The sequence below is a fragment of the Oceanospirillum sediminis genome, from assembly GCF_014164585.1.
Classification (GTDB): domain Bacteria; phylum Pseudomonadota; class Gammaproteobacteria; order Pseudomonadales; family Halomonadaceae; genus Oceanospirillum; species Oceanospirillum sediminis.
Genome location: NZ_JACJFM010000013.1, coordinates 22,909 through 45,826, shown reverse-complemented (window position 1 = coordinate 45,826; position 22,918 = coordinate 22,909). Strand labels below are relative to the sequence as shown.

The window sequence follows — 22,918 nt, the reverse complement described above, 5'->3', positions numbered from 1 at the left end:
CTACTCAGCTATGCCGTTCAGGCATCAAGTCAGTGTGACTTTACGATCAATCAGACTCGCTGGAATGGGTACACTGAACCCAGATTCAGAATCTGAGTCAGTTCATCCAGAGCGCTGCGGGATTCGATCAGCAGTTGAGGGTCCGCCAGATCCGCTTCCAGCAGACGGTCACGGTAATGACGTTCAACCCAGTCGTTCAGTGTGCTGTACAGGGTATCGTTCATACGGGTGGACTGATTGAATGCCGCCAGTTCCGCTTCATTCATCGCGACACGCAGGCGCAGACACGCAGGGCCACCACCATTGCTCATGCTCTGCTTCAGATCAAACACCTGCAGGGCATCAATCGGGCCGTCGCCACTTTCCAGTTCTGTCAGGTAGCTCCAGACACGTTCGTTATTACGGCACTCTTCCGGGATAACCAGCAGAGTACGACCATCCGGCAGACTCAGCAGCTGGCTATTAAACAGGTAGCTCTGCACGGCATCCTGTACGGATACCTGGCTGGCTGGCACTTCTACCACCCGGAAACGACCACCCATAGCCTCGGTCAGTTCCTGTTTGACGGCAGACTGGTCCAGAAACGCCCGTTCGTGGCAGAACAGAATGTCACGGTTACCCACCGCGATCACATCGTTATGGAAGACACCCTCGTCGATCACATCCGGATTCTGTTGCGCATACACTACGCCTTTGTCGCTCAGGCCGTGATTACGGGCCACGGCTTCAGAGGCTTCCAGAGTATGACGGGCCGGATATTTCTGTGGTGCGGGACGGCTGCCGTCAAAAGCAGCGCGACCGTAGACAAAGAATTCAACACCGGCTTCGCCATATTCATGACAGAAGCGGGTATGGTTTGCTGCGCCTTCATCACCGAAATGCTCAACACCCGGCAGCGCCGGATGATGGGCAAAGTGTTTCTCGTCAGAGAAGGTCGCCTGCAGGATACGCCCGGTTGTTTCATGCTCAATAGAGCGATGGAACTTATTGGTCAGGTTCGCAGGCGTAAAGTGGACTTTGCCATCCGCGGTATCGGCACTGGGGGAGACGGTTGCAGCGTTGGCTGTCCACATACTGGATGCAGAACAGCAAGCTGCCAGAATACGTGGCGCATCTTTAGCGGCCGCTGCCAGTACCTCGGTATCTGATCCGGTAAAGCCCAGGCGACGCAGGGTAAAGATGTCCGGGCGCTCCTGCGGCGCCAGCACACCCTGAACCATTCCCATATCATGCAGCGCCTTCATTTTGGCCAGGCCCTGCAGAGCGGCCAGTTTTGGATTGGAGACATTGGCCTGGTTGTTCTGCGAGGCGACGTTACCAAAAGACAGGCCGCTGTAGTTGTGAGTCGGGCCCACTAAACCATCAAAGTTGGCTTCAAATGCTTTCATATCTCGCCCCGATTAATCCAGTGTCAGACCAGGAGACAGTGTTGCTGGCAGTGCCAGGCTGTCTGCTTCAATACCGGCGACCGGATATGCGCAGTAATCTGCCGCATAGTAGGCGCTGGCTCTGTGGTTGCCGCTGGCGCCGACACCGCCGAATGGTGCGCTACTGGCTGCGCCTGTCAGCTGTTTGTTCCAGTTCACAATACCGGCACGAATACGGTCGTAGAAGTAGTTAAAGCGCTCTTCGCTGTCACTGAACAAGCCCGCAGACAGGCCATACTGAGTATTGTTTGCCTGACGGATTGCATCGTCGAAATCAGTGTAACGAATCACCTGCAGCATAGGGCCGAAGTATTCATCATCAGGTAAAGCGTCAGCAATAGCGGTTACATCGATCAGACCCGGAGATACCAGACCAGTACCCGGCTGCAGTTTCTCCAGTGACATCAGTGAGGTGGCACCCAGTTCAATCAGGTTAGCCTGAGCAGCGACCATGCCGTCGGCTGCCGCTTCAGAGATCATGCTGCCCATGAAGGGTGCTTCGTCATCAAACTGACCACCCACTTTAATCTTACTGATCGCCTGCTGCAGCTGAGTCAGGAAGTTATCACCCCATTCACCGGCCGGTACAAACATACGACGGGCACAGGTACAACGCTGACCTGAGGTGATATAAGCGGATTGAATTGTTTCATGCACAGCCGCTTTGATATCACTGACTTCATCAACGATCAGTGGGTTATTACCCCCCATTTCCAGCGCCAGAATCTTACCCGGATGACCGGCGAACTGTTCGTGCAGCAGATGACCGGTGCGGGAGCTTCCGGTAAAGAACAGACCGTCCAGATCACTGTGATTTGCCAGCGCGATACCGGTTTCTTTCTCGCCCTGCACCAGGTTCAGAACACCGGCAGGCAGACCCGCTTTCTCCCACAGTTCAACCATTTTATGGGCGACATGAGGGGTCAGCTCGCTGGGTTTCAGTACAACCGTATTGCCCGCCAGCAGCGCGGGTACAATATGGCCGTTTGGCAGATGGCCCGGAAAGTTATAAGGACCAAATACCGCCACCACACCGTGGGGTTTATGACGCAGTACCGCTTTAGCACCGGCCATATCACTGCTACGGGAACCGGTACGCTCATTATAGGCTTTGACCGAAATCTCGATTTTGCCCATCATGGCACCGGCTTCGGTGCGGGTTTCCCATAATGGCTTACCGGTTTCTGCGGCGATAGTCACCGCCAGTTCTTCTTTGTGTTCTTCCAGCAGTTTGCCGTAACGACGTACGATCTCTGTGCGGGCTTCAAAGCCCAGTAAAGCCCAGTCCGTGGATGCCTGACGGGCAGCGGCGACAGCTGTGTTGACCTGCTCCGGAGATGCGGCTTCACCTGACCATACCGTCTCGCCGTTTGCCGGGTTAACGGATTTGAATTCGGAACCTTCGCCAGTCAGCCACTGGCCATTAATAAACAGTGCAGTCATCTTAAAATCTCCTTCCGGAAGACATAGGTACAACACGTACGGTGTTGCCTTCGGTAATCTTTAATGCATCCGCGACGTTCTGAGGCAGGCCTACAACGTGGTTGCCTACCAGATCCAGTGCTGTCATACAGCAGCGGAAATCGCGGAAATCAGTGGTGCTGACCAGGTAAAGTTCGCCTTCAGGCTGACGGTCAGTAACATGAGCTTTGACGTAACGGCTTTCCTGAATAGCGCGGATATCATTGGTGCGGGACACCAGTGTCGGGCCGCCGTCAAAAATGTCGATATAACCGGTGTAACGCATACCTTCACTTTCCAGCAGTTTGCGGGCCGGAGTGGTGGCTTCGTGGGTTTTACCGATGGCATCCTGCGCACTCTGAGGCAGCAGGTTGGTATAGATGGTGTTTTTCGGCATCAGCTCAGCGATAAACACCTTGTCCATAGAAGACAGTTTGTCTGCTTCGGCAAAGTCCAGAGAGAAGAAGTGGCGACCCAGACCTTCCCAGAACGGAGACACACCTTTGTCGTCGGAGTAGCCACGCATCTCGGCAATCAGATACTCGTTAAAACGCTGAGGGAACTCTGCCATAAACATAAAGCGGGATTTAGACAGTAACGATCCCTGCTTGCTATGACGGGCATCCGGACTCAGGAACAGGGTGCATAGCTCAGAATACCCGGTATGATCGTTGGAGATGGTCAGGGTGTGGATCTGGTTATAGACATTCAGTTCACGGGACGCATGCACCAGGGTGCCAACCCGGTAGTTATACCAGGGATCAGACAGGCCCACAGCGGATTCAATGCCGCAGATACCGACCACTTCACCGGTGTCGGTCTCTTCCATCACAAACAGGTACAGGGCTTCTTCAGGAATAGAATCCGGATTATAAGCGGCCAGCGCCGACTCCATTTTGGCGGCCACCTGCTCGTCGTTATCCTGCAGAGAGGTAAAGCCGGGACCTGTTTTGCGCGCCAGTTCACGCAGCGCAGCGTGGTCGTCGGCCTGTATCGGGCGTACTACCATCATGGTCGGGTTCACTCCAATCAGTCAATGCAGGCAAAGGGAGGGCGTACCAGGCCTTTGCCAGCCGGTTAATATTGAAAAACGTCTTATAGGGAGTATAGAAGTCCGGGCGTCAGCCTTGTGATAACGGCAGGTGATTCCCTGATCATGTGGATATGCTGTTACGACACCGAACTTCTGTTATTCGTTATTACTGCTATTCTTTGCTATCGCTTCTGTCTGACTCAGATATTACCCAGCCAGAGCACACGCATACTGTCGCCTTCATTCAGTTGCAGCGCTTTGGCCTGTTCCTCACTCAGTACCGGATGGTCCGGATTCAGCTCCGCCATCAGGCAGCGATACTGCTGCAGGCCGTCATTACTGATCAGGGCCAGCTTGCCTTGATCGGCGGCTTCGCCAATCTGCACACTGAAGCGGCGGTTCTCACTGACCGAGCGCACGTTATCCGTGCGGGCTTCTAAGGTTGGCCCTGCATCGAAAATATCGACGTATTTGCGATAGACAAAGCCTTCTTCTTCCAGCAGTTCGCGTACCGCAATCATATCTTCGCGAGGCTGGCCCAGGGCATCCTGAGCTTCCTGTGACAGCAGCGGCACATACACCGGATAGTGAGGCATCAGATCGGCAATAAAGCCTTTGGAATTAATGCCGGTCAGGTAATTGGCTTTATTGAAATCCATATTGAAAAAGTGACGCCCCAGACACTCCCAGAACGGGGAGCGGTTGTTTTCGTCCGCAATACCCTGCAGCTCAACGATCAGACGCTGAGCAAATCGTTCCGGATGCGCCGCCATAAACAGCATACGAGCGCGGGACAGCAAGTGCAGGTTACGAGGCTGACGATGACCGGCATCCATAAACAGAGTGTACAGACGGGATGCGCCGGTATAGTCCTGACACAGATGCAGTGCCGGAATACGGTTATGAATCTGCAGTTCACTGGAAGCATGAACCACTTCATCCATCCGATAGCTATAAAATGGCTCGCTGATTCCCACCGCAGCCTCAATCCCGGATACCCCGATAATGTCACCGGTTCGGGTATCTTCCAGCGCAAAGTGGTAGCTTTCACCCTCCGGGCGCTCCACGCTTTTACGTAGAGACTGCTGGGTGTTGTTGATCAGATGGCTCAGATGATCCCGGTTTGCGGGTAACGTGGTCATACTGCCACCGGAGATCACCGCCAGACGTTCAAGGCCTGGCAGATCATTAAAGGTCAGCGGTCGGAATAACAGCATCAGCTTACTCCCAGCCAGCTCAGATCGTCACTGGTTGCCAGCTTCATCAGCATCAGCGCACTCAGCTTGGCTCGTTTAGTCAGACTTTTTACTTTGACGTATTCATCGGCAGAGTGGATCTTGCCGCCCTGAACACCCAGAGTATCGATATTCGGAATACCGGCTGCGGCCAGATTGTTACCGTCGCAGCAACCGCCGGTTGGCAGATATTCAATGGTCATGCCCAGATCAGCACCGCAAGCTTTTGCCAGTTCAAACAGCTTATGATTCGCCGGACTCAGCACCTTAGGCTTACGGGTGAAACCGCCGTGCAATTCAATGGAGATGCCATCACGCTGATTAATCTGCTCCAGAATCTCAGCCAGGCGAGCTTCACACCAGGCTTCATCTTCCGGGCGCTCCAGACGGATATTGAATTTGGACAGGCACAGATCTGGCACAATATTGACGGCACCGCCGCCTTCAATAAAGCCAGGATTGATAGTAACGCCTTCACGCTGACCATTCAGATCATCAATCATGGCAACAAAGTCACACATGGCACGAATAGCATTGCGGCCCAGATGATGTTCACGACCGGCATGAGCGGCTTTACCACGAGTCACTACACTGAAGTTACCACTGCCTTTACGCTCACCCGCCAGGTTACCGTCCGGGAAGGATGGCTCGTAGATCATGCCCAGATGCACTCGATTTGCGGCATCAGCAATCAGAGGCGCTGAACCCTGAGAACCAATTTCTTCATCCGGGTTAAACAGAATTTCCCAACCGATACGCTCAGCCCAGGGACTACGCTCCAGGGCTTCAATCGCTTTCAGCATCACCATAATGCCGCCTTTAAGATCGGCTACACCTGGCCCATTCAGGGTCTCTTCATCCAGCCAGGTGACTTTCTGGAAAGTATGATCAATGGCAAATACCGTATCCATATGACCACAGAAGAAAATCTGCAGCGGCGCTTCCGGGCGCTTGCGGATACGTACGGCATCACCCAGCGGATGATGTTCAACCTCACCCTGAGCATTCACACTCTGGAAAGGCGTTACAGGAATAATTTCAACGTCACCCCCCAGAGGTTTGCAGATACGAATCAGTTCCTGGCCGATACGATTAACACCTGCAGCGTTCATGCTGCCGGAGTTAATTTCGGACAGCATAATGGTATTGCTCAGCATCTCATCGTATTGCTCGTCCAGCCAGTTCAGCCAGGGGGTGAAATCAGTCGTCATTACTCTCATCCTGTTTTCTTGGTTGTGTTTATTATTGATGAAGAAAGCAAGACAATCTGTCAGTGATGCGACCTTTTTTTTAAATTGCGGACATCTGAGAGGGGATTTCCCGGTCCGAATTTAACAATTTCACCTGTAGCGACGTCGCGATTTTATGTTTTATCAAAATGATCAGGGGAGGGATTTACCAGATGGTTGCCAGCTCTTGGGCAAAGGTGTGGGCATTGAATACGAAGATTGATGAAAAGATCAGCCTGGCGATTGAGTCGGCTATGGTTATGCAAGGCTGTACTCTGCGGCTAAATTAGACAAATGTGTGGTAAGCTCAGGGAAACTGATCTTATCTTGCAAGCTTCAGAAGCTTGCAAGTATGGATTAATAAATAAAATTTTCGCTGTCAGAGAGGTTTTTTGAGGAGTATTTATGAAAGTAAGGTTACCAGAAGATAATGAGGAAAAGAGACTTCGCTTAGTGGACGAAGGCCACTTTTTAGACTTCAAAAGCAAACGGATTAACCCTGCAAAGCTCCAGCAAACTTTCGTTGCATTTGCGAATACAGACGGTGGTGAGCTTTTCATTGGTATAGAAGATGAGTCAGTTTCTGGTGAGCGAATAGTTGGTTTTGAGAACCAAGAGGCATGCAACGGGATCCTACCTACGTTGCTAGAAGAAACTGATCCGGCTGTTGAGAATGTAGATGTTGAGCTTATCGATTTTGGTAAAAAAGGTTTAGTCCTGAGATTGTTTATACCAAAGAGCCCAAAGGTCCACTATACGTCAAGTGGAGATTGCTATATCAGAATCGGAGCTGAAAAGAAGAAAATTAAGGGAGAAAGAATTACCCAGCTTTCCTATAGCAAAGGTGTACTTGTTTATGAAAGAAAACCTGTTGATGGAATGGAGCTTGATGAACTGGAAGACAGTGAGTATTTAGCCGACTATATGAATCGTGTTGGTAGTAGTCTGACTCCAGCTGGTTTTCTTCGGAAACAAAAATTATTAGCAAAAGTGGAAGGGCAATTAGTTCCAAATGTTGGTGCGGTAGTCCTCTTTGATGAAAACCCACCGGCTTCGCTCCCTACTCGCTGTTCTTTTAAGGTTTATAGGCTTTTAACGACTAGTTCTGAGTATAAAAGAGAGCAGCTTGCGGAAATGCCAACAACAATCTCGGGGCCATTAGAGTCAGCAGTGAGAGAAGTTATCAAGAAGGTAGGCGAATTGCTCGAAGGAGCAACATTCAAAGATGGCCAAAGACTGGTGAAGATGAAATATCCGGTGGATGCGATTAATGAAGTAGTTGTGAATGCAGCGTTACATCGCGACTACAGCTTAAACGACGACGTGCATATAAAGATTTACGATAACAGAATAGAGATTGTTAGCCCCGGAAAACTGCCTGGATTTATGACAATTGACAACCTATATACTGATCGTTTTTCACGTAATCCGAATATAAACCGCCTGATTCACAATGCACCAGATCCATTAAATCATGATATCGGAGAGGGGCTAGATACTGCCAGAAACGAGTTGAGGAAAGCGGGATTGGTTGCACCAGAATTTAAAGAGCTTGAGAATGCATTTTTGGTGACCATTCGCCACCAGCATCTTGCATCATTGGAAGATGTAATCACTAAACATCTCAAGGATAATCCAGAGATTTCAATTACAAATCGAATTGTGCGTCAGTTAAGCGGTGAAGACGATATTAATAAAGTAAAAAAAGCACTTCAGAAATTGAGACAAGAAGGTGTAATAGAGCCTGTAGACCCGAATGCAAATGCTTTCGCGTTTAGCTACAAGTTGGTGAGTTCTTGATGTAATAGTATTTCCGCTAACAATTGCTGTACCCGGTAAGTTACTCTCTACGTTCCTAATTAATCGGTGAGCAAAGCATTATAGCTTCGTACGGAAGTGACACATGAAAGAACTGAGAGGACGATGGAAAATAGTTGAAATGGAGCAATGGGATCAAGACTATATTGATCTCGTTGAGCCTGGATACATTAGTTTTGGTTCGGATCAACGGGGTGAGTTTGTTTTTGGAACCGTGCAGGGATTTTTGGACTGTCGTTATTCAGGTAAAGGGCAGCCACTAAAAGCTGAATTTTCCTGGGATGGAAGTAGTGAGTACGATCCAGTAAGTGGCCGGGGTTGGGTTGAAGTAACTGGCAAAGATCAAATTTACGGTATGCTTTATTTTCATCTTGGCGATGAGTCATGGTTCAAGGCCATTAAAGAGTAAGCTGGTTATAACAATCTCAGATAGCAGGAACGCTTCGTTCGGAGTACGCAAAGGAGGCTGACTAATGAGGTACGCAATTCTGAAGCAAAAAGCTGTCGATTTCTTTGCCGAAGCCAGCTTTGTTGGTCGCATCCATAATGAAGCTGAGTATGAGCAAGCTCTGGAATTAATGGATGAACTGATCGAGGATTACGACAAGTACCTGCCATTAATTGAGGTGCTATCAGTCTCTATTGAGAAGTGGGAAGAGGAGTCAGAGTATTTTTCCGACTTTAACAAAAGAATTGCAGCGCTTGACGATGGCGCAGCCATTCTCAGAACAATAATGGATCAATATCATCTGAAAGCTGACGACCTGAAAGACGAGTTAGGCAGCAAAAGCCTTGTTTCCATGATCTTAAATGGTTCCAGAAGTCTGACCAGAGATCATATTCAGGCGCTTTCTCAGCGCTTTAAAATCTCACCATCCGTTTTTTTCAACGGAGCATAAAAGAGCGATAAAACGAGATCGTTTTATCGCTCAGTCTGAAAGTCAGCGGGACTTAAGAGGCCTGCTGTGCTTTCAGTTTCAGACGGCAAGCATGCAGCAGTGGTTCGGTGTAACCACTTGGCTGTTTGGTGCCTTCAAAGATCAGCTTGCAAGCTGCTTCAAAAGCAACGCCATCAAAGCCAGGAGCCATCGGAGTATACGTCGGATCGTTTTCGTTCTGACGGTCTACTACTGCAGCCATACGCTTCAGGGTTTCCATCACCTGCTCTTCAGAGCAGATACCGTGGTGAACCCAGTTACAGATATGCTGGCTGGATATACGCAGTGTTGCACGGTCTTCCATCAGGCCCACATCATTGATGTCCGGCACTTTAGAACAACCTACACCCTGATCAACCCAGCGTACAACGTAACCCAGCAGACCCTGAGCGTTGTTATCCAGCTCCTGCTGAATCTCTTCTGCAGACCAGTTCGGGTTTTCTGCTACAGGTACCGTCAGGATATCGTCCAGAGAGGCGAACTCACGGCTACGCAGTTCTTCCTGGCGGGCGAATACATCAACCTTGTGGTAGTGCAGAGCGTGCAGCGTCGCAGCCGTTGGTGATGGAATCCATGCGGTATTCGCACCGGACAGTGGGTGACCGATCTTAGCATCCAGCATGTTTGCCATCTGATCAGGGATTGGCCACATGCCTTTACCGATCTGGGCTTTACCGCTCAGACCACAAGCCAGACCAGTATCGACGTTCCAGTTCTCGTAAGCGTTGATCCAGGGCGTGGCTTTCATATCGCCTTTACGGATCATAGGACCTGCTTCCATAGAGGTGTGGATCTCATCACCGGTACGGTCCAGGAAGCCTGTGTTGATGAACACCACACGCTCTTTCGCCGCGCGGATACACTCTTTCAGGTTAACTGTGGTGCGACGCTCTTCGTCCATAATGCCCATTTTCAGGGTGAAGCGCTCAATACCCAGTGCATCTTCGATACGGGCAAACAGCTCGTTGGCAAACGCCACTTCTTCAGGACCGTGCATCTTAGGTTTTACGATGTACATGGAGCCTGTGGTGGTGTTGCTGAACTGACCCAGACCTTTCAGATCGTGCAGAGCGATCAGAGAGGTGCACAGACCGTCGATGATGCCTTCCGGTACTTCGTTACCGTCTTTGTCCAGAATCGCGCCATTAGTCATCAGGTGACCCACGTTACGCACGAACATCAGGCTGCGGCCTTTCAGCGCCAGGGTAGATCCGTCTTTAGCGGTGTACTCACGGTCACCGTTAATGCTGCGGGTAAAAGTCTGACCGCCTTTGTTTACTTCTTCGGTCAGGTCGCCTTTCATCAGACCTAACCAGTTGCGGTAAACCACCACTTTATCGTCAGCGTCTACTGCTGCAACGGAGTCTTCACAGTCCATAATGGTGGTCAGTGCCGATTCCATAACGATATCTTTGACGCCAGCGGCGTCGACTGAACCGATCTGGTGAGTACGGTCGATCTGAATCTCAAAGTGCATGCCGTTGTTAACCAGCAGTACAGATTCAGGGGCTTCAGCGTTGCCAGTGTAGCCCACAAACTGCTCAGCGTTAGCCAGACCCGTTTCAGAACCGTCTTTCAGCGTCACAACCAGTGCACCGTCTTTAACGGCGTACAGAGTCGCTTCGGTGTGATCAGATGACGCCAGTGGTGCGGCTTCATTCAGGAAGTCACGGGCAAAAGCGATTACTTTAGCGCCACGAGCCGGGTTATAACCCTGACCTTTTTCTGCACCGCCCTCTTCTGAGATGGCATCAGTGCCGTATAGTGCATCGTACAAGCTGCCCCAACGAGCGTTCGCCGCGTTCAGTGCAAAGCGGGCGTTCATCACAGGTACTACCAGCTGAGGGCCGGCCATAGTTGCCATCTCAGGATCGACATTTGAAGTCGTGACTTCAAAGTCGTCACCAACCGGTAGTAGGTAACCGATATCAGTCAGGAAGGCTTTGTACTCTTCCAGATTAAAGGCCTGGCCTTTACGACCACGGTGCCATTCATCAATCTGAGCCTGCAGCTGTTCACGTTTTTCCAGCAGCTCGCGGTTACGCGGCGCTAAATCGTGAACGATGGCGTCAAACTGAGCCCAGAATTGTGCAACGTCTACACCTGTGCCGGGTGCAGCTTCGTTATTAATAAAATCAAAAAGCGTTTTAGCAACACTCAGGTTGCCGGTCTGAACGCGTTCAGTCATGGATATGTGCCTCTAATTCATATTTTATTTGCAGCTCTTTCTCTGCTCGTGTGCCGGCGAACAGGTGGCTGCATGCTTGTTATACCATGATTTACATCATGATCAGCCCGGTAAAGATACCCGAAACAGGGGGTTTTTGTCCCTGGGTGTACGCCTAATGAATGAGATATATGCGACGCGCAGGTCATAAATTTTTAAAAAAATGTTCTGAATCAGCGCCATCTTCGGGTTTGCTGCATATATTTAACAGGTATGTACCGGAATTCAGAGTAGTGAATAACCCCTGATCTGTGTATTGGTGAGTGTTGCGAAAATACCTGCCGATCTGGTGGCAGGACTGAGGACTGGCGGATATGAAGTTAAGACATTTCCTATCTTATTTTTTTGTAGGCGGGCTGATTTTTAGTCTGAGCTTTTCTGTCTGTGCAGAGGCTCTGAAGATCAGTTTTATCAATCCGGGTAAACAGGGGGAACGCTTCTGGGACATGGTGACGGCAACCATGCAGGCAGCGGCAAGAGACCTGGATATTGAACTGACAGTGCTTTATGCCGAACGTAATCGAATCCGGATGCAGCAGTTAGGCGATAGCGTGCTGAGTGAAACAGATAATCTGCCGGATTATCTGGTGGTCGTTAATGAAGAGCAGTCCGCCGAAAACATTGTGCGCCTGGCGGAGGAAAAGGCGATACCTGTGTTTTTATTGCTGAATGACTTCACCGGGCAGCAGGCTGTAAGAATGGGAGAACCCGGCCAGAAATATAAACACTGGCTGGGGAGCCTGACTCCGGACAATTACACCGCAGGCTTTCGTATGGCTGAGCGCATTATTCAGGCCGCAGGAGGAAAGCCAGAGCAGCCCGTGCATATGCTGGCGATTGCCGGAGATAAGGTTACTCCGGCCTCTATTTTGCGTAATGAGGGAATGCTGAAAAGGGTAAATGAGGCGGATGATGTGCTGCTGGATCGTTTACTGTATGCCAATTGGAACGCCAGGGATGCAGAGGTGATGACAGAGCGTTATCTGCAATGGGCGTCGCGTAATAATGTTCGTCTGCAGGCTCTGTGGGCTGCCAATGATCCTATTGCTGAGGGGGCGATACAGGCGATCCGAAAGCAGGGCCTGAAACCCGGAGAGGATGTGTTTGTGGCCGGGCTGAACTGGTCTCCGGAAGGGCTGGCGATGGTTGAACGGGGAGAGATGCTGCTGACCGATGGTGGTCACTTTATGGCCGGAGCATGGTCTATGGTGATATTGAGAGATCATGCTGATGGTGTCGATTTGTCTGCCTGGAACGGTCGTATTCGTTTTCCTATGTCGGCTATTGATCAGAATAATGTTGATCAATTCCAGGCCGTTTTCGGAGATCAGAACTGGGATAAAGTGGATTTTTCTTATTTCCGTTTATCTCCGGGGGGGGAGTCGCGCGGATACTTATTTGATCTGAAAGCTCTGTTCAGATCCGTCAGTGATAAAAACGGATAGGGTGGTTTTGTCTTTGTTTAATGTACGTTCATTACATGGCAAGTTTTTTCTGCTGTTACTGCCTATTGTTGCTGGTATTGCTGTGCTGATGCTGGGGTTATTTTCCTGGCTGACCGTAGTCCGTTTTGAGCAGGAACTACAGGCAAAGGAGCAGGAGTTGATGAAGTCATCTGCCCTGGTGATGGCAGAACCCTTGTGGAACTATCAATATGAGGCGCTACAACAGATTATTACTGCTCTGATGACGGACCCGGATATTGTCCAGGTCCTCATTGAGGATGAGGGCGGTAATGAAGTGCTGAGCCGGGGAGGAACAGAAGGCAAGGCCAGAGTTGAGCATCTCAGCCGGGCGATTGTTTACCAGAATGCACATATTGTGCAGCAGGCCGGGCGTTTGCAGATTAGTTTCAGCCATCAGCGTCTGAACCAGTTGTTGATTCAGAGAATTCTGCAGGATCTGGTGCTGATCGGGTTGATGACGCTGGGCTTTCTGTTCTGTGTACTGATGATCAGTCGTTATGTGATACGTCGACCACTGTCTGAGCTGCTGGCGGCCATTAATCAGAGTCAGCAGGAGGGAAGCCTGCAGCCGGTACAATGGCGCTCTGATGATGAAATCGGGCAGATTATCCGTGAATATAATCAAATTCAGATCTCTCTGACGACAAAGGAAAAGCAGCTGCATAGCAGCCGGGCCCGTTATCGTGCGCTGTATCATAATACTCCCGCCCTGATGCTGAGTATTGATGAGCAGGCGCATATTACTGAAGTTTCAGATTATCTATGTCAGCAAGCCGGGCAGGCTGCGGAGTATTTTCTGGGAGAAGTGCTCTGGTCTTTCCTCGCAGGAGATCATGTCGACAGGATACGCTATCAGCTGGAACAGGCGTTTTATGGTCAGCAGTCGGTATCAGAATTACAGGCGCTTTTCCGTCGGGGTGATCAGACCCTGGATGTTCTGATCACTGCAGTCCCCCAGTTCGATGAACATCAGCTCTATAAAGGGCATCTGGTCGTACTGTCTGATATCACTCAGCTTAATCAGGCCTGGCGGTTGATTGAACAGCAGGCCAACTTTGACAGTCTGACCGGACTGGCTAACCGTCATAACTTTCAGCAGCAGCTGAAGGCTCAGTTTTCTGATCATCACAGGCCGGTGCTGACGCTGATGTTTATTGATCTGGATGGTTTTAAGCAGGTGAATGATACTCTGGGGCACCTGATTGGCGATCAGTTACTGATTGCTGCCGCCCGCCGAATGTCATCGGTGGTACAGCAGCAAGGGTTACTGGCAAGGCTGGGGGGCGATGAATTTGCTGTACTGCTTGTACATCATCATTTATCAACCGCGGGTACTACTGATTTGCAGAAGGAACAGCAGGTTGATCTGTTATCGAGTCAGCTGTTGGAGCAACTGGCACTGCCTTTTAATATTGCCGGGCATCCGGTACGTATTTCAGGCAGTATTGGTATCGCTGTCAGTCCTGAACAGGCTACAAACAGTACGGAGTTACTACGCCTGGCAGATATTGCTATGTATCAGGCTAAAAAAGCTGGTAAAAATGCCTGTTGTCGTTATCAGGCAGAGAGTACTGATTATCAGCCTGATTCAGCAGACTGAGCACCGGACTGTTCCGGTCTGATTCAGTCTGCTGGTTAAGTGTTGTTATTCTTGCTGCCCGGAGACTATCCCATGGAACAGGACCCCTTTTCCAGTGTGTTAATCAGACAAGCCTTGCTGTCAGGGGCTTTAGCAGATGCGGTATATCCCGGATGTTCAGGCAAAAATAGCCGGTTTGATCCGGATAACAGGTTATGTCCGGACATTACTGCCGTCAAAGCCTGGCAGGGGTATCAGCTTTATCGGAGATATTATTGTCTGGATCGGTTACCGGCCGCAGTTTATCGCCTGAATTGCGTTTTTTCTAAGCCCTATGAAGTGTTTTATCAGACATGGCTGCCTGAGACAGAGCATATCAGAGGCACTTTTTATCTGTTACATGGCTATTATGATCATACTGGCTTATATACGCATCTGATTGAGGCGTTGTTATTGCAGGGCTATGCGGTGGTTGCTCCTGATTTGCCGGGACATGGGTTATCATCAGGACCAAGGGCTTCGATTATCTCCTTTTCAGAGTATACCCATGCCTTGTGGGATGTGATGTGTTCTTCACGTCACCATTTACCGGAGCCTCTGCATCTGATCGGACAGAGCACCGGTGGGGCGATTCTGACAGACTGGTGGCTGAACCACGAATATCACGCTGAAACAGATATTCGTTGTACTATTATGCTGGCGCCTCTGGTCAGGCCCTGGAACTGGTCTCAGGGTTTGCTCAGTTATCACCTGTTATCTCCCTTTATGAAGCGGGTAAAGCGCAGCTATTCACGGAACAGCCATAATGAACATTTTCTGCATTTTTTACGGGAAGATCCGCTTCAACCCTGTTATCTGGCAACCGATTGGGTGGGAGCACTGAAAAAGTGGATTGAACAAACGGAGCAGGCTGACCCGATTGCTGTACCGGTTCTGATTATTCAGGGAGAGGAAGATAAAACGGTTGACTGGCGATTTAATGTGGAATTTTTACAGCAGAAGTTTGTCGAGTCTGAAATCAGGCTTTATCCGTCGGCCCGTCATCATCTGGTTAATGAATCTCTCCAGATCAGACAGCAATGGTTGGCCCATCTGCGTTATTATCTGGATCATCTCTGAGTTTATCAGGCAAAACCGCCTTGTGATAAGGGAATAACCTGTCATCAGGTAGTATCAGTGGTCAGTTTATCTGTTGTTAGAGGAATACACGTGTTTGTATGCGGTAGGAAAAGGAATCTCATTGGTCTGGCTCTGATTAGCTGGTCTCTGCTCGGGTGTGGGTTGCACTCTGCCAGAATCATAAAAACAGAACGTCCGGGGTGGATTGAACAGAGGCCAGAAAGACAGGGACACCTTTATGGTGTCGGGTTTGCCGGGGTATATGACAAACAATCCGATGTGCTGGATCAGGCGCGGCTTCAGGCCCGTTATCAGCTTGAACGCCAGCTGATCCGGTCGTATAAAACAGGTGATCAGGGACGGGTTGAACATGGTCACAATTTATCGGATGCGATTTATCAGCTTTTCACCGACAATAGCGGCGATGTTGATCTGCCCGGGCTGGACTGGCAGGCTCAGTGGCATGATGAACGTCAGAACCAGATCTACGTACTGGCACATCTGAATCGACGCTTTTCTGCCGGACTCATAGCTCAGCAGATTAAGCAACTGGATGATCGACTGAGTCAGCTGGTGCGCCCCGTATCAATGGATAGCCGGGTGCAGAAACGCCGGGTGATGCAGCAGCTGATGCTGTTTGCAGAGCGTTATCAAAAAGCCGAGCTGTTCAGGTGGGTGTCTGGCTCAGAAGAGGGAAAAAGTCTGACAGTACCGCTCCTGCAGAAGCAGGAACAGCTGTTACGTATTCTGAACAATACACAGATTTGTCTGCAGCCAGGAAACAGCCTGCCACCTTCGGAGTTGCGTACTATCAGACAGTCTGTCACTCAGGCCGGTTTTACTCTGGCCGGAGATCGTATTTGCTCTGGGCAGGAAGGTGTACCTCCTGATCTTGAACTGGAGTTTGACCTCAGTATTGAACGTCAACAGCGTGATAATCACTATCAGACAGATAGTGATGGGATTTTTGATATAAAGGATAATCAGGGGAATGTTCTGCTGACATTTCATCATCGCCATCATTTGATGGCCGATTCATCTGAGCAGGCTGAAAAGCTGACAGTTCAGGAGCTGTCATCTATGCTGCAACAGTCTGTTCTGAAAAGCTTTATTCTCAGAAAAGAATAACAAGCCTTTTGTGATCCTGAACACACACAGGGTGGCAGAAGGTTGTGTACAATTGTAACTGGTCTGTTATCTGAAATTTTATACTTACAGGATGTCTTATGAAACGTTCTCTGTTAATTGCTCTTTCTGCTCTGGCGATTGCTCCGGTAGCATCTGCCGCCAGCCCTGAAGGACTGTTTGTTGGTGGTTTTGGTGAGTTAAATATTCCTTCTGACAATAAAGATTCAAAGGAAAAGTTTGACTATATTGAAGATGGTAAGGGCCTGGGTCTGGAACTGGGTTACTTCTTTGATCCGCGTCTGGGCGCGCGTATTGAGTGGTCCTCGCTGGATTTTGATCGTTCTGGCGGTCGTTCAGATACAGATGCAGAGCGTTACGGTGCAGACCTGCTGTATCGTTTCCAGGATTACGGTGCTGCGTATGCTATCGCAGGTATTAAGCAGCTGACGGCGGGTGACGAAGATACGGTTGTTAACCTGGGCCTGGGCGCTCAGGGAACTATTTCTGGTGGTCTGGCTGCATTTGCTGAAGTCGCTGCTTACCTGGGTGATCATACCGATTTTGGTGCTAAGATGGGCCTGCGTTATGGCTTTGGCGGTACTCCGGGTCTGCAGACTGCAAGCCTGCAGCCTGCAGCACCGGTTGACACGGATAAAGATGGCGTAATTGACGATAATGATCTGTGTCCTGATTCCGCAATGGAATACGCGGTAGATGCTAATGGTTGTGTCATTATTGAAAAACACACGGTTACTGAAACACTGACTGTTCAATTTACCAAAGATTCAGCTGAAGTAACGGGTGAGTATCTGGCGCGTGTGGGTCAGTTTGCTGATTTTATGAATCAGTATAGCGATACTCAGGTTGAGATTCAGGGGCACACCTGTTCAATGGGCAGCGCTCACTATAACCAGAAACTGTCTGATAAGCGCGCCCGTAATGTAGCGGGTCTGCTGGTGAATGAATTCGGTATTGCTCCGGATCGTGTCACGTACAAAGGTTTTGGTGAAACTCAGTTGATTAATAGCAGCAGCAACGAAGCGGAAGCAAGTATTAACCGCCGCGTTGAAGCCAGCGTATCAGCAACTGAACTGCGTAAAAAGCAGCGCTGATTACCTGTATGCCGGAGCTGATCTGTGTCAGCTCTGGCCTGAATATCTGAATACGGGGGAATAATGCGTAACCTGTCTGTTTTTCTGCTTACCGGAATGTTTTCTGCATCAATCTGTGCTGATGAGCTGCATACTTACAGTGAGACTGGTATGCAACAACCTCATCCGACGGTGACCACCCGTATTATCTCACTGCCAGAACCGGATGCGGATCAGGATGGCGTGATTGATCGCCTGGATCTTTGCCCGGGGACACCGGTTGAGTACCGGGTGAATACTGACGGTTGCCATATGATTGAGCAGCAACTGGCAGCCATTGAGCTGAATATTCTGTTTGATAATGATTCTGCGGTTGTGAAGCCTGGCTTTATCAGCGAGTTTCAGCGTTTGATTGAATTTGTACAGCACTATCCGAATGCTCAGATTGAAGTGGCTGGACATACTTCTTCAACTGCCAGTGAGGAATATAATCTCTTACTGTCAGAAAAAAGAGCGCAGGCTGTGCTGGAAATGTTAAAAGCCGAGTTTGGCTTTGAGAATGACAGGCTGGTTGCAAAAGGTTACGGCGAGACTCAGCTGAAAAACCTGGCCGATACTGATGAAGCGCATACAGAGAACCGGCGAATAGAAGTCGTGGCGTATGGCATACAGTACCGGGAATTGCTAAGAACCGAATAAGCAAAAATGCCGGACTGGAATAGTCCGGCACTTTTAATTCTGGCTACAGATATCTGTCTGATATTCAGGTATACCCGCTCAGGTCATATCCTGAAATGGATTATCCAGTTGCAGGCTAACACTCTTAGCGTATCCCGGAATGCTGATTTCCTGATCGGTGATTTCCAGTTCAGGCCCTTCCAATACCTGCTGATCCCCGAAGTGATAAACAATGCGATACTGGCCCTGATCGGCCTGATGTAAGTATTGAGCGGCCTGTTCTCGTATGTGAGTTACCTTATTTTCCCAGTCCCGGATAGCCTGCTGACCGTGTTTTTTTGCCAGCATAGACAGGGTGACTTCAGGGGAAAAGATAACCCCCGTTGCGTTATTGCCGCCAAAGCCCTTCGCATTGATAAATGCCGTATCCATTCGGCGTTCCGTCAGGTCTATAGCTTGCCGGGAGAATTCAAGATTACTCTGATAGACATCATCGGCAACTTTCTCAGTGGTTGCGATCCCTGGAATCATATTGCAGGCCCAGGTGCCTAAGGCGCTGATAGCCTGATCTCCGGCTGCTGTGCCCTGAGAGTGGCCTACGTAGCACTTGATGGCGGCAATTGGCCAGCTTTTAATACTGAAGGCTTTTGCTACTTCGTTCAGTACATGGGATTCCGTTACTCTGTTTTTAGGGGTGCTGGTGCCATGAGCATGCACATAGCTATGCTTCTGCAGGGATTCCTCCCCCAGAATGGATTTCACCAGAGCTGCCGATTTAGCCAGAGTGAGGTAGTTGCCAATACCTGGTGCACTGATAGATTTCTTGTAGCCATCGGCATTCACAAAGACATCGGGTACGGAACCAAAGATCTGAGCGCCGAGTTCCAACGCCAGAGTATCGTCCGTCAGCATCAGATACTGCGCCCCTTCTGCCATAGTGAAGCCACAGTTCTCAGCAAATGGTCGACAGGCTTTCTGGTAATCGGCATCGGTCAGTTTTTCCAGGGCATCCAGTGCCATTAGACTGGCATCATCAGCCAGGGCGCCCATAACCCGGAAACCTTCGATAATTTCAGGTGTGATCGGAGCATCGCTGGTACCCACAACAGCCAGTCGACGTCGACCACTGCGAATATCACTGACAGCGGCCTGCAGGTTGTACAGGAAGCTGGCGCAAGCCCCCAGGTGACCTGCGGTAGCGCCGACACTGCCCAGAACATAGGCATTAATAAAGTCAGCAGGCATCTGGCCATAACCCAGTGGCATCTGCTTGGAGGTTGCCCGTTTACCGGCGGTAAAACTCTGCAGCAGGCCACCCCAGCCAAACTGATCCAGCTGACCGATTGAGTTACCGGCATAGACTGCCATCTGATCAGGGCGGAGCTTGCTTTTTACGCTGTCCCAGTCCAGCCCTGTATTACCCAGCATATCCGAGGCGGCAAAGACCGCCATCTGTAATCCTCGTGGGTGGTGCACTGAACGATAAAAATCGCCAGGGTTAAAGCCTGTGGGTATCTGAGCTGAAGCTTTGACCTGCGCCTGTTTTTTGTCCGGTACCAGCGCTTCAAAACTGCCCTGAATTGTGACCCGGACTTTGCCCGCTGGTAATTCTTTGATATCCCAGTTTGCAGGAATCGTTTCAGGCAGATTTCTCTGGCGGATCGTGAATGAAAGTGGCTCGTTCTGTTCCTGCTCAATATTCAGCTTACTATTTGCAGGCAGACCTTCCGTATCAAACAGATTCGGGTGGGTCTTGCGAATCAGTGTATTCTCCAGTACCTGCTGGCGTACAAATTCCGCTGCAGCGTCGTCATTCAGAAGCTGATTATCTTTGGTCTGCCATTGATCCTGTTCGGGCTTTAACAGTCCCATCATACATGCCAGACTGATCAGGGTTCTGGTCTGCTCCTGTTGAGGCAGGTTGTTTAAAACGGTGCGGCGGAAGCTCTGAAAACCTGAGCTTCGCCCTGCGGCATTAACGCCGCCAAAACCAATGATTACCGGTAAATGTGACAAGCCCCACTCCTCATATCGGTGACGCAACGAAAGTCTGTTACAGATGTAAAACGGGAATGGCTGAGAGGTTTTGCACGACCTGATCGCCAAAAAATGAACCAGGAATGTTAACACTAACCAGGCCCCCCGGCTACGCCCTGCACCAGCATAAGGCATGATTTTCTGTCACATTCAGCGGGCTTTGTCGTTGCATCTTCTCTGGTAAAACCATGTCGTTAATGGCAAACGGAATCCTGGTCTTTTGCAGGCTCGACCCTTTGCAGCAAAAGGAATACACTAATTCTGTGCTGCGTCGCAATATTTATCATTGATAATCAGTTCTCAGGCAGAATCAGGCGAGAGGGGAAAGCATGATCCGGATTGTATTTAATCAGAAAGGTGGTGTTGGTAAGTCCAGCATTGCATGTAATCTGGCAGCAATTAGTGCCAGTCAGTCGTTTAAAACGCTGGTGGTGGATCTGGACCCGCAGGGAAATTCCAGTCACTATCTGACGGGTATGCCGGTCCGGCAGCTGGATGATACTGTGTTTGATTTTTTTGAACAGGCTCTGACTATCTCTTCGCAGCGAAAGCCTGTTGAGCAGCTGATTCAGCCTACACCCTGGGATAACCTGGATGTGTTACCTGCTCATGCCGATCTTGAAACACTGGAAGCTAAGCTGGAATCCCGTTATAAAATTTATAAGTTGAAAGAGATGCTGCAGCAACAAGCTCAGCATTATGATCATATCTTTATTGATACGCCGCCTGCGCTGAACTTTTTTTCCCGCTCAGCACTGATTGGTGCTGACCGCTGTCTGATACCTTTTGATTGTGATGCTTTTTCTTTACAGGCACTGACTCAGCTGCTGGACGCTATTGAGGAGATGAAGCAGGACCATAATCCTGATCTTTCAGTCGAGGGTATTGTTGTTAATCAGATGCAGCCACAGGCTAAATTGCCTCAGCAGCTGGTTGAGCAGCTGGTGAATGATGGTTATCCGGTTTTGCCGGTACATCTGATGTCATCCGTGAAAATGCGGGAGTCCCATCAGCTGAATAAACCGCTGATCTACCATCTGCCTAAGCATAAGCTGACAGGACAGTTTGTTGACCTGTTTAATCATCTTAAAGAAGGTGCTCAGAGTCGCTGACCTTACCCGTTCTGTTTGCAGGGCTGTGGGGCGCTCTGAGCAGTCTGTCTGTACCTGGTTGATAGCTTACTCTGTTGCCACAGCCCGATCCTGAGTAATCCACTCGCTCCAGGAACCGGCATACAGACGGGGTTCGGGCAGGCCTGCTGCAACACAGGCCAGAATCAAGTGGCAGGCTGTGACACCCGAGCCACAGTAAGCCACCGGATCAGGGGTTTTAAATACTGTCAGTTTCTGTCGTAACTCGTTTTCAGGCAGAAAAAAACCTGAGCTGTCGACCAGCTCCGTAAAAGGCAGACAGCTGGCGCCTGGAATATGGCCTGCTACCGGGTCAATTGGTTCTGCCTGACCTGCAAAGCGTTCTCTGGATCTGGCATCGACCAGGTCCGGGTTTCCCTGTTCAATATCTCTGGCGGTCACCAGGCGTTCAGTCTGCCATTCCGGCTGAAAATCTGTTGCATCTGAACAGCTGTTCTCCTGGGTTTCGAGAGCCAACCCCTGGCTTTGCCAGGCATCCAGTCCGCCATTCAGTACTCGTACATCGGTTAATCCGGCAAAGCGCAATAACCACCAGGCTCTGGCTGCGGCCATAGAGCTATTGTTCTGATCGTAAACCACAACCGGCTTATTCTGACGGATGCCCCATTGCTTAAAGGCTGCCATTAAACGCTCGCTTGAAGGGAGCGGGTGGCGACCTGTGAGGCCCGGTTTAACCGGATCAGACAGTTGTCTGTCCAGATCAGCATACACAGCTCCCGGTATATGTCCGTTCAGATAAGCTTCTTGTCCGGCATCCGGCATAGGTTGAGCGGCCATGGCAAAGCGGCAGTCAATAATAACCGGGTGCTCTGTATCCTGAGATAAATGTTGCTGGAGGGTCTGAACGCTGATCAGAGTGTTCTGCTGATGAATCGCATCCTGTGTCATAGCCTGTCCTGAGAGTACTTCTGTTTCAGAATAGCTCTTACGGGTTAAGCACTGTAAAAAAGGTTTGCCCGTTAAAAATCGCCATATTCTCCTGCTGCTGGCTGAAAATATCGAAATCTTTAGTCTGGGTGTGGGGTGTGTAAGAGCCAGGTAAGAATATGAGATTAATCCTGTAACTCTGACAGGGCAAGAGGGAAGTCGCTGTTGAGCAGGTTAGCATCTTTACCCTATAGAGGCTGTCAAAGGTTACCCTCCTGATACTCAGATCGTGAATGTCATATTGAAGGCATTGTCAGGGGAGGAATTACATTTTATGAAATGTAATGATTTTAGTGTAATCTCCCATAATTACAGGGCTGTGAGTAAAATATTTTATGTAAAAACTTTTATCCTATTGATTGATATGCCTTTTT

18 protein-coding genes are annotated in these 22,918 nt (G+C 49.8%); 10 read left to right on the top strand and 8 right to left on the bottom strand.

Annotated features, from left to right (window positions below; translation table 11 throughout):
- Positions 1-50: 50 nt before the first annotated feature.
- The 5 genes from astB to H4O21_RS11495 all read right to left on the bottom strand — a co-directional run bounded on the left by astB (position 51) and on the right by H4O21_RS11495 (position 6,367).
- A complete protein-coding gene (astB, locus tag H4O21_RS11515; RefSeq protein ID WP_182809021.1) occupies positions 51-1,388 on the bottom strand; it encodes an N-succinylarginine dihydrolase in 1,338 nt (445 codons plus the stop codon).
- Positions 1,389-1,400: 12 nt separating this feature from the next.
- Positions 1,401-2,870 (bottom strand): succinylglutamate-semialdehyde dehydrogenase, encoded by a 1,470-nt coding sequence (gene astD / locus H4O21_RS11510; protein WP_182809020.1) that lies wholly within the window; start codon positions 2,868-2,870, stop codon positions 1,401-1,403.
- A gap of 1 nt (position 2,871) precedes the next feature.
- A complete protein-coding gene (astA, locus tag H4O21_RS11505) occupies positions 2,872-3,900 on the bottom strand; it encodes an arginine N-succinyltransferase (protein ID WP_182809019.1) in 1,029 nt (342 codons plus the stop codon).
- A 221-nt stretch (positions 3,901-4,121) separates the two neighbouring features.
- The gene (locus tag H4O21_RS11500; RefSeq protein ID WP_182809018.1) at positions 4,122-5,138 is read right to left on the bottom strand and encodes an arginine N-succinyltransferase; all 1,017 of its coding nucleotides are present in this window, start codon (positions 5,136-5,138) and stop codon (positions 4,122-4,124) included.
- On the bottom strand, positions 5,138-6,367 hold the full coding sequence (locus H4O21_RS11495; RefSeq protein ID WP_182809017.1) for a hydrolase: 1,230 nt from the start codon (positions 6,365-6,367) through the stop codon (positions 5,138-5,140). Before H4O21_RS11495 ends, H4O21_RS11500 begins: the two co-directional genes overlap by 1 nt.
- Positions 6,368-6,790: 423 nt before the next feature.
- On the opposite strand from H4O21_RS11495, the gene H4O21_RS11490 reads away from it, so the two are divergent.
- The 3 genes from H4O21_RS11490 (at position 6,791) to H4O21_RS11480 (ending at position 9,102) form a co-directional block, all read left to right on the top strand.
- The gene (locus tag H4O21_RS11490; RefSeq protein WP_182809016.1) at positions 6,791-8,185 is read left to right on the top strand and encodes an RNA-binding domain-containing protein; all 1,395 of its coding nucleotides are present in this window, start codon (positions 6,791-6,793) and stop codon (positions 8,183-8,185) included.
- Between the two features lie 103 nt (positions 8,186-8,288).
- Positions 8,289-8,612 carry a hypothetical protein gene (locus H4O21_RS11485; protein ID WP_182809015.1) on the top strand — a complete coding sequence of 108 codons (324 nt, stop codon included), beginning with the start codon at positions 8,289-8,291 and terminating at the stop codon, positions 8,610-8,612.
- 64 nt (positions 8,613-8,676) lie between these two features.
- Positions 8,677-9,102 carry a helix-turn-helix domain-containing protein gene (locus H4O21_RS11480; protein ID WP_182809014.1) on the top strand — a complete coding sequence of 142 codons (426 nt, stop codon included), beginning with the start codon at positions 8,677-8,679 and terminating at the stop codon, positions 9,100-9,102.
- 52 nt (positions 9,103-9,154) lie between these two features.
- On the opposite strand, the gene H4O21_RS11475 is transcribed toward H4O21_RS11480, so the two are convergent.
- Positions 9,155-11,329 (bottom strand): malate synthase G, encoded by a 2,175-nt coding sequence (locus H4O21_RS11475; RefSeq protein WP_182809013.1) that lies wholly within the window; start codon positions 11,327-11,329, stop codon positions 9,155-9,157.
- Positions 11,330-11,682: 353 nt separating this feature from the next.
- Here H4O21_RS11475 and H4O21_RS11470 point away from each other — a divergent pair, with 353 nt between their 5' ends.
- From H4O21_RS11470 to H4O21_RS11445, 6 genes are all read left to right on the top strand, one after another.
- Positions 11,683-12,813, top strand: coding sequence for an ABC transporter substrate-binding protein (locus H4O21_RS11470; RefSeq protein ID WP_182809012.1), 1,131 nt, complete (start codon positions 11,683-11,685; stop codon positions 12,811-12,813).
- A 7-nt stretch (positions 12,814-12,820) separates the two neighbouring features.
- Entirely contained in the window at positions 12,821-14,434 is a 1,614-nt protein-coding gene (locus H4O21_RS11465) for a diguanylate cyclase domain-containing protein (RefSeq protein WP_182809011.1), read from the top strand.
- Between the two features lie 72 nt (positions 14,435-14,506).
- Positions 14,507-15,532 (top strand): alpha/beta hydrolase, encoded by a 1,026-nt coding sequence (locus tag H4O21_RS11460; RefSeq protein WP_182809010.1) that lies wholly within the window; start codon positions 14,507-14,509, stop codon positions 15,530-15,532.
- Positions 15,533-15,622: 90 nt separating this feature from the next.
- Positions 15,623-16,660 carry a hypothetical protein gene (locus H4O21_RS11455; protein WP_182809009.1) on the top strand — a complete coding sequence of 346 codons (1,038 nt, stop codon included), beginning with the start codon at positions 15,623-15,625 and terminating at the stop codon, positions 16,658-16,660.
- Between the two features lie 98 nt (positions 16,661-16,758).
- Complete coding sequence (locus H4O21_RS11450) at positions 16,759-17,772, top strand: OmpA family protein (protein ID WP_182809008.1); 1,014 nt, start codon at positions 16,759-16,761, stop codon at positions 17,770-17,772.
- A 63-nt stretch (positions 17,773-17,835) separates the two neighbouring features.
- Complete coding sequence (locus H4O21_RS11445; RefSeq protein ID WP_182809007.1) at positions 17,836-18,450, top strand: OmpA family protein; 615 nt, start codon at positions 17,836-17,838, stop codon at positions 18,448-18,450.
- A 78-nt stretch (positions 18,451-18,528) separates the two neighbouring features.
- On the opposite strand, the gene H4O21_RS11440 is transcribed toward H4O21_RS11445, so the two are convergent.
- Positions 18,529-20,445, bottom strand: coding sequence for a beta-ketoacyl synthase (locus H4O21_RS11440; protein WP_255487275.1), 1,917 nt, complete (start codon positions 20,443-20,445; stop codon positions 18,529-18,531).
- 350 nt (positions 20,446-20,795) lie between these two features.
- Here H4O21_RS11440 and H4O21_RS11435 point away from each other — a divergent pair, with 350 nt between their 5' ends.
- Positions 20,796-21,578 (top strand): ParA family protein, encoded by a 783-nt coding sequence (locus tag H4O21_RS11435; RefSeq protein ID WP_182809005.1) that lies wholly within the window; start codon positions 20,796-20,798, stop codon positions 21,576-21,578.
- A gap of 66 nt (positions 21,579-21,644) precedes the next feature.
- Here the strand turns inward: H4O21_RS11435 and H4O21_RS11430 are convergent, their stop codons facing one another.
- A complete protein-coding gene (locus H4O21_RS11430; protein ID WP_182809004.1) occupies positions 21,645-22,505 on the bottom strand; it encodes a sulfurtransferase in 861 nt (286 codons plus the stop codon).
- Positions 22,506-22,918 lie beyond the last annotated feature (413 nt).

Excerpts from the sequence above, each read along its gene's own strand:
- H4O21_RS11445 (WP_182809007.1), top strand. The coding sequence starts at position 17,836 with ATGCGTAACCTGTCTGTTTTTCTGCTTACCGGAATGTTTTCTGCATCA.
- H4O21_RS11460 (WP_182809010.1), top strand. The coding sequence starts at position 14,507 with ATGGAACAGGACCCCTTTTCCAGTGTGTTAATCAGACAAGCCTTGCTG.
- H4O21_RS11485 (WP_182809015.1), top strand. The coding sequence starts at position 8,289 with ATGAAAGAACTGAGAGGACGATGGAAAATAGTTGAAATGGAGCAATGG.
- astB (WP_182809021.1), bottom strand. The coding sequence starts at position 1,388 with ATGAAAGCATTTGAAGCCAACTTTGATGGTTTAGTGGGCCCGACTCAC.
- H4O21_RS11475 (WP_182809013.1), bottom strand. The coding sequence starts at position 11,329 with ATGACTGAACGCGTTCAGACCGGCAACCTGAGTGTTGCTAAAACGCTT.
- H4O21_RS11470 (WP_182809012.1), top strand. The coding sequence starts at position 11,683 with ATGAAGTTAAGACATTTCCTATCTTATTTTTTTGTAGGCGGGCTGATT.
- astA (WP_182809019.1), bottom strand. The coding sequence starts at position 3,900 with ATGATGGTAGTACGCCCGATACAGGCCGACGACCACGCTGCGCTGCGT.
- H4O21_RS11490 (WP_182809016.1), top strand. The coding sequence starts at position 6,791 with ATGAAAGTAAGGTTACCAGAAGATAATGAGGAAAAGAGACTTCGCTTA.
- H4O21_RS11430 (WP_182809004.1), bottom strand. The coding sequence starts at position 22,505 with ATGACACAGGATGCGATTCATCAGCAGAACACTCTGATCAGCGTTCAG.
- H4O21_RS11435 (WP_182809005.1), top strand. The coding sequence starts at position 20,796 with ATGATCCGGATTGTATTTAATCAGAAAGGTGGTGTTGGTAAGTCCAGC.
- H4O21_RS11450 (WP_182809008.1), top strand. The coding sequence starts at position 16,759 with ATGAAACGTTCTCTGTTAATTGCTCTTTCTGCTCTGGCGATTGCTCCG.
- H4O21_RS11480 (WP_182809014.1), top strand. The coding sequence starts at position 8,677 with ATGAGGTACGCAATTCTGAAGCAAAAAGCTGTCGATTTCTTTGCCGAA.
- astD (WP_182809020.1), bottom strand. The coding sequence starts at position 2,870 with ATGACTGCACTGTTTATTAATGGCCAGTGGCTGACTGGCGAAGGTTCC.
- H4O21_RS11500 (WP_182809018.1), bottom strand. The coding sequence starts at position 5,138 with ATGCTGTTATTCCGACCGCTGACCTTTAATGATCTGCCAGGCCTTGAA.
- H4O21_RS11495 (WP_182809017.1), bottom strand. The coding sequence starts at position 6,367 with ATGACGACTGATTTCACCCCCTGGCTGAACTGGCTGGACGAGCAATAC.